Source organism: Blastococcus sp. CCUG 61487 (assembly GCF_005222955.1).
In the GTDB taxonomy this organism is placed as follows: Bacteria; Actinomycetota; Actinomycetes; order Mycobacteriales; family Geodermatophilaceae; genus Blastococcus.
In genome coordinates, this window is record NZ_LWUA01000157.1 from 34981 (window position 1) to 46914 (window position 11934).

Below are 11934 nucleotides of genomic sequence, written 5' to 3' on the forward strand. Positions count from 1 at the left end.
CCATCCCTCGCCCGTGGAGGCGCAGCGCCGGGCATTGGTCGATGAGCAGGGCCGCTTCCACCGGGCCGGCCGCGGGCCCGGACACCAGCAACAGGAGGAGAACTGGAGAATTTCGGGAGCCATCGGTGGTCGGCTGTCACCAATCGCGCCCGAATGGCGCCTTCTCCCGTGACGGAGCACAGCCCACCCGAGCCGATCGGAGCCAGCCATGTCCGACGATCCCGCCCGCCGCGAGCCCGAACTGCTCACCATCACCGAGGCCGCCGAGCTGCTCCGCGCTCCGGTGGCCACGCTCCGGTACTGGCGCCACCTGGGCACCGGTCCGCGCAGCTTCCGCCTCGGCCGCCGCGTCCTCTACCGCTCCGATGACCTGCACAGCTGGATAGAGACCCGGCATGGCGAGGCCGTCCCCGGCCCGGGAAACCGGCCATGAGCTGCCCGACCGCCGGCGCGGACGGCAGTCCACAGAATGCGGTCAACCCACCCGCGAAGCAGGCGGCTGACGGCAAAGTGGCTCCCGTGATCAGCGCGCCGGTGATGAAGCGCCGCCTCCGCAGGCCGCGGCCGGGGATCGAGGAGATGGAGGTGGTCGGTGATGGCGTCGATCGCGAGGAGACCTGACGGCACGTACCGGCCGCGGTACCGCGACGAACACGGCAAGGAGCACGCCCGCCACTTCAAGCGCAAGGTCGACGCTCAGCGATGGCTCGACGAGGTCACCGCGGCCGTGCAGACGGGCACCTACGTCGACCCCAAGCGGGCCAGGACGACCGTGGGAGAGCTGGCGCCCGTCTGGCTCGCCGGGAAGATCAACCTCAAGCCCACCAGTCGGGCCCGCTACGCCGACGTCCTCAAGACCCACGTCCTGCCGCGCTGGGGGAACGTCGCGCTGATCCGGGTGACCCACGGCGACGTGCAGGCCTGGCTGTCCGAGCTCTCCGACCGGGGGCTGGCCGGGGCCTCGGTCCGCAAGGCGCAGGGCGTCCTGTCCGGCATCCTCGGCCTCGCGGTGCGCGACCGGCGCCTGGCCGTCAACCCCGCGCTCGGCGTCGCCCTGCCCCCGCTGCAGGAAAAGCGCCGCCGGTACCTGACCGCCGAGCAGCTCGAGGCACTCGCCGACGCCGCCGGGCCCGGCCGGGTCGCCGTGCTGGTGCTCGGCTACTGCGGGCTGCGCTGGTCGGAGCTGGCGGCGCTGCGGGTGCGGCACTTCGACCTGCTGCGCCGGCGTGTACTCGTTGAGGAGGCGGTCACCGAGGTCGACGGCTCCCGCCTGGTGTGGGGAACCCCCAAGAGCCACGGCCGCCGCTCGGTGCCGCTACCGCGTTTCCTCGTCGACGAACTCGCCAGGACGGTGGTGACCCGCCCCGCCGGCGAGCTGGCCTTCCCCTCGCCGCAGGGGGCGGTGCTGCGCAACCGCAACGCCCGGTCCGCCTGGTTCGACAATGCGGCTCGGGCCATCGGAGAGCCCGGGCTCACGCCGCACGAACTCCGGCACACCGCGGCCTCGCTGGCGATCAAGGCGGGCGCCAACGTCAAGGCGGTGCAGCGGATGCTCGGGCACGCCTCGGCGGCCATGACCCTGGACCGCTACGCCGACCTGTTCGACGACGACCTGGACGACGTGGCCGACCGGCTGGACGCCCTGCGGGCCGCATCCCGCGGACGAGTTGCGGACTTTTTGCGGACTGAGACCCCGTCGGAGGGCTTCCCGGAACCCCCGACGGAGGGGAATCCGCAGGTCACAGGAGTGGAGACGAGGGGAATCGAACCCCTAACCCCCGCCTTGCAAAGGCGGTGCTCTGCCAATTGAGCTACGTCCCCGGCGAGGCCGGAGCCCCGGGGTGGATCAGCGTGCGGTGGGAGTGCTGACGGCGTCGGGACCGCTGGTCGCCTCGCGCCACAGGTCGGCGCCCTCCGCCTTGCCGGCCGAGCGCTTGCGGACCGCCACGAAGGCACCGGCTGCCAACGCCACCAGCGCGACCTTCTTCAGCAAGCCGATGACCTCCTCGGACGCTCGGTGCAACCCCTCCGCACGGGATACCGCGCCGAGATCCGGGCACACGGGTGGGCCTGGGAGGACTTGAACCTCCGGCCTCATCCTTATCAGGGATGCGCTCTAACCGCCTGAGCTACAGGCCCGTGAACCGGGGGCAACTCTACCTGCCCGGTTTCGACCCTCTGCAGGGCCCCGCCACGGGCCTGCGAGCGGGTCCTCCGTCAGTCGCGCTCGGAGAGGATGACCTCCAGGCCACCGACCAGGTCCGAGCACATGTTGTAGATGAACGTGCCCACGGTGCACAGCGCGGTGAGCAGCACGATGTTGATCGCCCCGATGACCGCGGCGCCGCCGAACACCACACCCGGCGTCAGCACGTCGCTGCCGCCGCCGTCCTCGCCGTCGGTGCCGAGCTGGCCGAAGAGCTCGTTCAGGGTGTCGAAGACGCCGAGCGCGTTGAGCACGCCGTAGAGCACGCCGACGGCGACCATCCAGATGAAGAACAGCGCGATCGACAGGACCAGCGAGATCTTCAGCGCCGACCAGGTGTCGATGTGCCGCAGCTGCAGGCGGGCCCGCCGCGGGCCGCGCCCGGCGGTGCGACCCCGGCCCTTCGTGGACCCGGCCGGAGGTGCGGCCGTGGGGGAGCCGGCGGCGGGAGTGCCGGCGGCTGCGGGGGTGCCAGGCGCTGCACCGGTCGCGGCACCGCCGTCCGCGGCCTGACCGGCGGCCCGCTGGGCGCCGGTGGCCGGGATCGTCTGGGTCCCGGTCGACGGAGCCTGCTGCGGCTTCCCGGAGCCGGCGGGCTTCCCGGAGCCGGCGGGCTTTCCCGTGGGAGCGTCTCCGCTCGGGGACCCGGTGCGCACCGAACCCTGCGGCCGGTCGCTCATGCCAGTCTCCCGTTCGCCTGCGGCACGGACCGCTCCTTCGGGACCGGAGCCCGGGTCGCGCTGGTGCGCGCCCGGGCCCGATCGGTGGTGATCAGCTGCCAGCCTAGGCCGACGGCTCGTCGTTGTCCGTCGTACGCGCGATCGCCACGATCGACACGTCCTCGGGCAAGTTCATGAGCTTGACGCCCATCGTCGCGCGATCCTTGTTGTGCCGCACCCCGTTGACCGGCGTCCGGATGACGCCGCCCCCGGAGGTGATGGCGTACAGCTCGTCCCCGAGCGTGACGGCGAGTGCTCCCACCAGGGCGCCCTTGCGCGCCTTCGGGTCAGCGGTGAGCACACCCTTGCCGCCCCGGCCCTGGTTCGGGTAGTTCTCGATCCCGGTGCGCTTGGCGTAGCCGCGCTCGGTCGCCACGAGGACGTCGACGCCGTCCTGGACGACGATCATCGACAGCAGCCGGTCGTCCTCGCCCAGCGAGATGCCCCGGACGCCCTCGGTGGCACGGCCCATCGGCCGCAGCGCGGTGTCGTCGGCCGTGAACCTGATGGACATCGCCTTGCGGGTGACCAGCAGCAGGTCGGACTGGTCGTCGATCAGCGCGGCACCGACGAGCTCGTCACCCTCGCGCAGGTTGATCGCGATGACGCCGCCCTGGCGGGGGGAGTCGAAGTCGGTCAGCCGAGTCTTCTTCACCTGCCCGCGGGCGGTGGCGAGGACCAGGTACGGAGCGACCGTGTAGTCCTTGATCTGCATGACCTGGGCGATCTTCTCGTCCGGCTGGAACGCGAGGATGTTCGCCACGTGCTGGCCGCGGGCCGTCCGATTGGCCTCCGGCAGCTCGTAGGCCTTCGACCGGTAGACCCGGCCCTTGTTCGTGAAGAAGAGGATCCAGTCGTGGGTGGAGCCCACGAAGAAGTGGTCGACGATGTCGTCCTGCTTGAGCTGAGCCCCCATCACGCCCTTGCCGCCGCGGCGCTGCGACCGGTAGAGGTCGCTCTTCGTCCGCTTGGCGTACCCGGTGCGGGTGATGGTGACGACGACCTCCTCCTCCGCGATGAGGTCCTCCATCGACACGTCGCCCTCGTTCGCCACGAACTGGGTGCGCCGGTCGTCGCCGTACTTGTCCACGATCTCGGCCAGCTCGTCGCGGACGATCTGCCGCTGCCGCTCGGGCGAGTCGAGGATCGCCTGCAGGTCGGCGATCCGGGCCTCGATCTCGGCCAGCTCGTCGAGGATCCGCTGCCGCTCGAGGGCGGCCAGCCGGCGCAGCTGCAGGTCGAGGATCGCGACGGCCTGGATCTCGTCGATGTCGAGGAGCTCCATGAGGCCCGAGCGGGCCTCCTCCGCCGACGGGCTGCGGCGGATGAGCGCGATGACCTCGTCGAGGTGGTCGAGGGCCTTGGCGTAGCCGCGCAGGATGTGCGCGCGCTCTTCGGCCTTGCGCAGCCGGAACCGGGTCCGGCGCTGGATGACCTCGATCTGGTGGTCGACCCAGTTCCGCACCAGCTCGTCCAGCCGCAGCGTGCGGGGCACGCCGTCGACGATCGAGAGCATGTTGCAGCCGAAGGAGGTCTGCAGCTGGGTGTGCTTGTAGAGGTTGTTCAGCACCACCTTGGCGACGGCGTCGCGGCGCAGGGTGATGACCAGCCGGCGCCCGACGCGGTCGCTGGACTCGTCGTCGATGCCGGTGATGCCCTGCAGCCGGCCGTCCTTGACCAGCTCGGCGATGTTCTCGGCCAGGTTGTCCGGGTTGACCTGGTAGGGCAGCTCGGTGACGACCAGCTGGACGCGCCCCTTGGCGTCCTCCTCCACGGTGACGACGGCGCGCATGCGGACCGAGCCGCGGCCGGTGCGATAGGCGTCCTCGATGCCCTCCCGGCCGACGATGAGGCCGTGGGTGGGGAAGTCCGGGCCCTTGATCCGCTCCATGCACGCGGTGAGGGCCTCCTCGGCCTCCGCGTCCGGGTGGTCGAGGATCCAGTAGGCCGCCTCGGCGACCTCGCGCAGGTTGTGCGGCGGCATGTTGGTGGCCATGCCGACCGCGATGCCGGAGGAGCCGTTGATCAGCAGGTTCGGGATGCGCGCCGGCAGGACGACGGGCTCCTGGGTGCGGCCGTCGTAGTTGCCCTGGAAGTCGACGGTCTCCTCGTCGATGCCGGCCAGCATCTCCATGGCCAGCGGGGTGAGCCGGCACTCGGTGTACCGCATGGCGGCGGCCGGGTCGTTGCCCGGTGACCCGAAGTTGCCCTGCCCGTCGATGAGCGGATAGCGCATGGACCAGGGCTGGGCGAGCCGCACGAGGGCGTCGTAGATCGCCGAGTCGCCGTGCGGGTGGTAGTTGCCCATGACCTCGGCGACCGGGCGGGCGCACTTCACGTACCCGCGGTCGGGACGGAAGCCCTGGTCGTACATGGCGAACAGGACCCGCCGGTGCACCGGCTTGAGGCCGTCGCGCACCTCGGGCAGCGCGCGCCCGACGATCACGCTCATCGCGTAGTCGATGTAGCTGCGCTGCATCTCCTGCTGGAGGTCGACCGGTTCGATCCGGTCGCGCGCGGGTGTCTCGGTCACGGTGTCAGATCCTCATAACTCGAGCGGAAGTGCGAAGTCTTGGCGGCGGCCCCGCCCAGGGCCCCGCCCTGAGCGTGCGAAGGGCGGGGAGGACGGGGTCCTTCAGACGTCGAGGAAGCGGACGTCCTTGGCGTTGCGGGTGATGAAGCTGCGGCGGGCCTCGACGTCCTCGCCCATGAGGATGCTGAAGAGCTCGTCGGCGGCGGCGGCGTCCTCGAGCGTGACCTGGCGCAGGACCCGGGTCTCCGGGTTCATCGTGGTCTCCCACAGCTCGCTGGCGTTCATCTCGCCGAGCCCCTTGAACCGCTGGATCATCTCGTCCTTGACCTTGCGGCCGCTCTCGGCCCCGGCCTTGACGAGCGCGTCGCGCTCCCGGTCGCTGTAGGCGTACTCGTCGCCGACCTTCCCGCCCCACTTGATCTTGTACAGCGGGGGCTTGGCCAGGTAGACGTACTGCCCCTCGACGAGCGGCCGCATGAAGCGGAAGAGCAGCGTCAGCAGCAGCGTGCTGATGTGCTGGCCGTCGACGTCGGCGTCCGCCATCAGCACGATCTTGTGATAGCGGAGCTTGGTGATGTCGAACTCGTCGTGGATACCGGTGCCGAAGGCGGTGATCATCGACTGGACCTCGGTGTTCTTCAACACCCTGTCGATGCGGGCCTTCTCGACGTTGATGATCTTCCCGCGGATCGGCAGGATCGCCTGGAACATCGAGTCGCGACCGGACTTGGCCGATCCGCCGGCCGAGTCGCCCTCCACGATGTAGATCTCGGAGTTGCGCGGGTCGGTGGAGCGGCAGTCCGCGAGCTTGCCCGGCAGGCCGCTCACGGTGAGCAGGCTCTTGCGCGCCAGCTTGCGGGCGTCCTGGGCGGCACGGCGGGCCCGGGCGGCGGACGACGCCTTGTTGATGATCGTCTTCGCCTCGGTCGGGTTGGCCTCCAGCCAGTGCCCGATCTGCTCGTTGCAGACCCGCTGGACGAAGCCCTTGACCTCGGTGTTGCCGAGCTTGGTCTTGGTCTGGCCCTCGAACTGCGGGTCGCCGAGCTTCACCGAGACGATCGCGGCCAGGCCCTCGCGGATGTCGTCACCGGTGAGCGCCTCGTCCTTGGCCTTGAGCAGGCCCTTGTCGCGGGCGTAGCGGTTGACGATCGAGGTCAGCGCCGCGCGGAAGCCCTCCTCGTGGGTGCCGCCCTCGTGGGTGTTGATGATGTTCGCGAAGGTGTGCACCGACTCGGAGTAGGAGTCGGACCACTGCATGGCGACCTCGAGCGACATCGCGGTGTCGTTCTTGCCGGTGCCCTCGGCGCCGAAGCTGATCACCGACTTGTGGATCGCGGTCTTGCGGCGGTTGATGTGCGCGACGTAGTCGACCAGGCCGCCGTCGTACCGGTAGGTGATCTCGGTCGGCTCGAAGGCCTCGGCCTCGTGGCCGGCCGGCGTCGCCTCCTCGGCGACGGAGACCTCGTCGGCCAGGCCGGTCTCGGCCTTGGTCTGCCCGGGGCGCTCGTCGCGCAGGACGATCGTCAGCCCCTTGTTCAGGAAGGCCATCTCCTGCAGCCGGCGGTTGATCGTGTCGAACGAGTAGTGCGTCGTCTCGAAGATCTCGCCGTCGGCCCAGAAGGTGATCGCGGTGCCGCGCTTCTTCGTCGGGCCGACCTTCTCCAGCGGGCCGGGCTTGGCGTAGGTGTAGCTCTGCCGCCACTCGTTGCCGTCGGGCGCCCAGACCTCGACCTCCAGCCGGGTGGACAGCGCGTTGACCACGGTGACGCCGACCCCGTGCAGACCGCCGGAGACGCCGTAGCTCTTGCCGTCGAACTTCCCGCCGGCGTGGAGGGTCGTCATGATCACCTCGACGGTGGGCCGCTTCTCCACCGGGTGGGTGTCGACCGGGATGCCACGGCCGTTGTCCTCGACCCGCACCCCGCCGTCGGCCAGCAGGGTCACGTGGACGCGGTCGGCGTGCCCGGCGAGCGCCTCGTCGACGGAGTTGTCGACGACCTCCCAGACCATGTGGTGCAGACCGCGCTCGCCTGTCGAGCCGATGTACATGCCGGGGCGCTTGCGGACCGCCTCGAGCCCCTCGAGGACGGTGATGGAACTGCCGGAGTAGGCGTTCTCGGTCTGGGGTGCTGCGACCACTGGGGGCCTTCCTCTCGCGCACCCGGCGGCATGCACCCACGGAATGGTGGGGGCGGAACGACGCCGAAGGAGACGTACCTTCGAGGCGCAGGACGACGCTGAGCCGGATGCTGGCGGTTTCTCCGTCCGAGGATACCGGGTGGTACGACAGGAACGCCGTCGTCCACGGCCTGACGTCACTTCTGCGCCACTCGCAGCACCTGAGCCACCCCCGATGCTGGCTCGGGGGTCGCCGCGTCGTCCTCGGCGCGCCTGCGGGGTCTACCGGGCGCGTGAGCGGCCCTCCGGCCGGGGGCCGCGCGGGCGCTCGCCGCTGAGCGCGTCCGGGTCGCGGGGCGGCCGGTCGGCCGCACCCCGTCGGTGCAGCAGCACCGTGACCGCCCACAGCACGACGCCGATGACGAGCAGGATCCCGGCGATCCGGTACTCCTCTGCCGGCCGACCGGCCCGGGGCGTGGCGAGGAATCCGCACGCGAGCGCGCCGATCACCGGGAGCGCCGTCGGGGTGCGGAAGTGGTCGCCGTCGCCCGGGTCGCGGCGCAGCACGAGGACGGCGACGTTCACCACGGTGAACACCAGGAGCAACAGCAGCGCCGTCGTCCCGCCGAGCGCCGGCACCGCGCCGACGAAGGTGATCAGGCCGAAGGCGAGCGCGGTGGTGAACAGGATGGCGGTGGTGGGGGTGCGGCGGGACCGGTGGACCCGGCCGAGCAGCGGGGGCAGCACGCCTTCCCGGCCGAGCCCGTAGACCAGCCGGCTGGCCATCAGCATGTTGATCAGCGCGGTGTTGGCGACGGCGAACATGGTGATGGCACCGAACAGGCCGAGCGGGAAGCCCGGCGCACCGGCCTCGACCACCTGCAGCAGCGGCGTCTCGCCCTCGCTGAGCCGGTCGGCCGGGACGAGGGCGATCGCCGAGATGGACACCAGGACGTAGATGACCCCGGTGAGCCCCAGCCCGAGCAGCAGGATCTTCGGGAACGTGCGCCGCGGGTCCTTGGTCTCCTCGGCCATGTTGACCGAGTCCTCGAAGCCGACCATCGCGAAGAACGCCAGCCCGGTCGCGGCGATCACACCGCTGAGGGCCGAGCGCTCTCCGGTGTCGAACTCGACCACCCGGGAGAAGTCGCCCTCGCCGATCCCGAGCGCCCAGGCGCCGATCGCGATGATGATCAGCAGCCCGCTGAGCTCGACGCAGGTCAGCACGACGTTGGCCTTGACGCTCTCCCCGACGCCGCGGTGGTTGATCAGGCCGACCAGCGCCATGAACCCCAGGCCGATCAGCGTGATGCCGATGCCGTCGCCGAGGTCGAGGTCGAAGACCTCCGCGGCGTTGGCGCTGAAGGCCCGGGCGGCGGTGGAGGCCGAGGTGATGCCGGAGCTCATGACCGCGAACGCGACGAGGAACGTCAGGAAGTGCACGCCGAAGGCCTTGTGCGCGTAGAGCGCCGCGCCCGCCGCCTGCGGGTACTTCGTCACCAGCTCCAGGTAGCTGAGCGCCGTCACCATCGCGACCAGGAAGGCGACCAGGAACGGCAGCCAGACGACGCCGCCCACCTCGGCGGCCACCGTCCCGGTGAGCGCGTAGATGCCGGTGCCCAGGACGTCGCCGACGATGAACAACAGCAGCAGACCCGGACCCATGACCCGCCTCAGCGTGGGCCGGCCGTCCGGCGACTGCTCCTCGGTGGCGGCGGTGTCGGCCATCGGTTCTCCTCGTCGGGCTGGTGCGTGGCGACCATCGCGGCGGGACCTGATCGTCCTGTGCCGCCTGCCTCGCAGCGAGTCGAGCGCGCGGCGCCGATCCCGCCGACACTCGGGACATGGCGTCCGAGGGATCGAAGCTCTGCCTGGTCACCGGTGCGACCGGCTACATCGGTGGGCGACTGGTCCCCGAGCTGCTCGCCGCCGGCCACAAGGTCCGGGTCATGACCCGCTCGCCCGAGCGGATCCGCGACCACCCGTGGGCGGGGGACGTCGAGGTGGCCCGGGCCGACGCCGCCGATGCCGAGCAGGTCGCCGCGGCCTGCGCCGGGGTCGACGTCGTCTACTACCTCATCCACGCCCTCGGGACCGGCCCGGAGTTCGAGGAGACCGATCGGCGGACCGCACGGGTCATGGCCCGGGCCGCCCGGGAGGCCGGCGTCGGCCGGCTGGTCTACCTCGGCGCGCTGGAACCGCAGGGCGAGGAGCTCTCGCCGCACCTGCGCTCGCGCACCGAGGTCGGGGAGATCCTGCTCGCCTCGGGCGTGCCCACTGCCGTGCTGCGCGCCGCCGTCGTCCTCGGCTCGGGGTCGGCGTCGTTCGAGATGCTGCGCCACCTGACCGAGCGGCTGCCGGTCATGGTCACGCCCCGCTGGGTGCACAGCCGGATCCAGCCGATCGCCGTCCGCGACGTGCTCCGCTACCTCGTGGGGTGCGCGGAGCTCCCGGCGTCGGTGCACCGGTCCTTCGACATCGGCGGCCCCGACGTCATGAACTACGCGGAGATGATGCAGCGGTACGCCGCGGTCGCCGACCTGCCCCGGCGGCGCATCCTGCCGGTTCCGCTGTTCACGCCGTCGCTGTCCAGCCACTGGGTCGGCCTGATCACCCCGGTCCCCGCCGGGATCGCCCGGCCGCTGGTCGAGTCGCTGCGGAACACGGTGGTCTGCGGCGAGCACGACATCGCCGAGTTCATCCCGGACCCGCCGGACGGCCTGATCGGCTTCGACGAGGCGGTCCGCCTGGCGGTCGCGCGGGTCCGCGACTCCACGGTGGCCACGCGCTGGGCCAGTGCCTCGACCCCCGGGGCGCCGTCGGACCCGTTGCCCACGGATCCCGACTGGGCCGGCGGCAGCCTCTACGTCGACGAGCGCACGCGGGCCACGTCGGCGGCTCCCGAGGAGGTGTGGCGCGTCGTCGAGGGGATCGGCGGTGACGCCGGCTGGTACTCCTTCCCGCTGGCCTGGCGGGTGCGCGGCTGGCTGGACCGGGCGGTCGGTGGCGTGGGGCTGCGCCGGGGGCGGCGGGACCCGCAGCGGCTGTACGTCGGGGACGCGCTGGACTTCTGGCGGGTCGAGGAGCTGGAGAAGGGCCGCCTCCTGCGGCTGCGCGCGGAGATGCGGCTGCCCGGGCTGGCCTGGCTCGAGTTCCACGTGGAACACGACGCGGCCGAGGGCGCCGGGACCGTGCTGCGGCAGCGGGCGACCTTCGCACCCCACGGGCTGGCCGGCCACCTCTACTGGTGGGCGGTGGCGGCGTTCCACGGCTTCGTGTTCGGCGGCATGGTCAAGGGCATCGCGCGGGCCGCGGAGCAGCGCGGCTGACGTGCCGCGGATGTGACCCGGCCCTCCTGCAGGGACCCGCCGCGAGCTTGCGAGTGGTGGGGGGCAGGAGGGTCCTTGCTCAGAAGCCGGTGGCGAGGGCGGCGACGAGCGCGGTGAGCAACCGGGTGTGGTGCTCGATCAGCTCGGGCCGGTGCCCGTCCGGTCGGATCGCGGCCAGGTAGCCGCCGGCGGTCCAGAACTCGTCGCCGTCGTCGGTACCCAGCAGCAGGCGGTGCAGGTCGGTGTCGGCGGCGAGCCGGCGCACCTGCGGGCCGTCCTCGGCCGCGAGCAGCGTCCAGCGCCGCTCGAAGTCGGCGTCGTCGGAGGGGATCTGCACCATGCCCCCGACGCCGTGCTTCCACAGCCGGGCCGGGGAGAGGCGCAGCGCCGGCGGGGTGCCCAGCAGCGGTGCGGCGGTGATCGCGTACTCCGGGACGAGGTACCGCCCGGACGCGTAGACGGCGTCGAAGGCGATCAGGTCCAGCGAGCCCCCGCGTCCGCGCAGCACGCTCGCCGGCCGGTGGTCCTTGGTCAGCCGCACCGGAGCGGACTCGATCAGCGGCTGCAGGGCGGCGTCCTCGGGCGAGCTCCCGTCCGACAGCGTCCACCCCCGCTGGAGCGCCCAGCTCTGCGCCCCGACCAGGTCCCCCTGGTAGGTGAACGCCCGTTCCATCTCGGGGTCCTTCTGCCGCCGCCCGCCGAACAGGCCACGCCGCTCCGGCCGCGGCGCCGGCTGGGGGGGTGCGCCCGGGGGCGCCCAGGCCGGGTCGACGCCGGTGCCCTGGTCGCCGCCCCGGTCCTGGGCGGGGCGGTCGGGTTCGGCCGGCGGCAGGTCCCAGCCGGCCGGCCGCCAGGTGTCCGGGTCGCTGGAGTGGTCGCCGTCGCGCGGCCGTTGCCGGCGGTCGGCGATGTTCGGCGGCTCCTCGGCCGGCTCGTCCCCGCCGAGGTGGGCCGGCTCCTGCCAGGAGCGGCCGGCGTCGTCGTCGAACCCGTCGCGGTCCCGGGGGGTGCTCATCTCTGGCCTTCCGT

9 protein-coding genes, 2 tRNA genes and 1 pseudogene are annotated in these 11934 nt (G+C 71.8%); 4 read left to right on the forward strand and 8 right to left on the reverse strand.

What is annotated here, in order from left to right; genetic code table 11:
* Positions 1-208 precede the first annotated feature (208 nt).
* The 3 genes and pseudogenes from A6V29_RS09055 to A6V29_RS09065 all read left to right on the forward strand — a co-directional run.
* On the forward strand, positions 209-433 hold the full coding sequence (locus A6V29_RS09055) for a helix-turn-helix transcriptional regulator (protein ID WP_137159990.1): 225 nt from the start codon (positions 209-211) through the stop codon (positions 431-433).
* On the forward strand, positions 430-621 hold the full coding sequence (locus A6V29_RS09060) for a hypothetical protein (protein WP_137159991.1): 192 nt from the start codon (positions 430-432) through the stop codon (positions 619-621). Before A6V29_RS09055 ends, A6V29_RS09060 begins: the two co-directional genes overlap by 4 nt.
* A pseudogene (locus A6V29_RS09065) lies at positions 596-1543 on the forward strand (tyrosine-type recombinase/integrase); the annotation flags it as partial. The gene A6V29_RS09060 and the pseudogene A6V29_RS09065, both read left to right, overlap by 26 nt.
* Before the next feature lie 205 nt (positions 1544-1748).
* Here A6V29_RS09065 and A6V29_RS09070 read toward each other — a convergent pair.
* The 7 genes from A6V29_RS09070 to A6V29_RS09095 all read right to left on the reverse strand — a co-directional run bounded on the left by A6V29_RS09070 (position 1749) and on the right by A6V29_RS09095 (position 9304).
* Positions 1749-1821, reverse strand: a tRNA-Ala gene (locus A6V29_RS09070).
* A gap of 25 nt (positions 1822-1846) precedes the next feature.
* Positions 1847-1993 (reverse strand): DLW-39 family protein, encoded by a 147-nt coding sequence (locus A6V29_RS20810; protein ID WP_170977792.1) that lies wholly within the window; start codon positions 1991-1993, stop codon positions 1847-1849.
* A gap of 72 nt (positions 1994-2065) precedes the next feature.
* Positions 2066-2139: transfer RNA gene (locus A6V29_RS09075), tRNA-Ile, on the reverse strand.
* A 78-nt stretch (positions 2140-2217) separates the two neighbouring features.
* The gene (locus tag A6V29_RS09080) at positions 2218-2886 is read right to left on the reverse strand and encodes a DUF3566 domain-containing protein (protein WP_137159992.1); all 669 of its coding nucleotides are present in this window, start codon (positions 2884-2886) and stop codon (positions 2218-2220) included.
* 103 nt (positions 2887-2989) lie between these two features.
* Positions 2990-5458, reverse strand: coding sequence for a DNA gyrase subunit A (gyrA, locus tag A6V29_RS09085; RefSeq protein ID WP_137159993.1), 2469 nt, complete (start codon positions 5456-5458; stop codon positions 2990-2992).
* 102 nt (positions 5459-5560) lie between these two features.
* On the reverse strand, positions 5561-7597 hold the full coding sequence (gene gyrB / locus A6V29_RS09090; RefSeq protein ID WP_137159994.1) for a DNA topoisomerase (ATP-hydrolyzing) subunit B: 2037 nt from the start codon (positions 7595-7597) through the stop codon (positions 5561-5563).
* Positions 7598-7858: 261 nt separating this feature from the next.
* Entirely contained in the window at positions 7859-9304 is a 1446-nt protein-coding gene (locus A6V29_RS09095; RefSeq protein ID WP_137159995.1) for an APC family permease, read from the reverse strand.
* 116 nt (positions 9305-9420) lie between these two features.
* Between A6V29_RS09095 and A6V29_RS09100 the strand changes: the two genes are divergently transcribed.
* Positions 9421-10905, forward strand: a complete 1485-nt coding sequence (locus A6V29_RS09100) for an SDR family oxidoreductase (protein ID WP_137159996.1) — start codon at positions 9421-9423, stop codon at positions 10903-10905.
* Positions 10906-10984: 79 nt separating this feature from the next.
* On the opposite strand, the gene A6V29_RS09105 is transcribed toward A6V29_RS09100, so the two are convergent.
* Complete coding sequence (locus A6V29_RS09105) at positions 10985-11920, reverse strand: hypothetical protein (RefSeq protein ID WP_137159997.1); 936 nt, start codon at positions 11918-11920, stop codon at positions 10985-10987.
* Positions 11921-11934 lie beyond the last annotated feature (14 nt).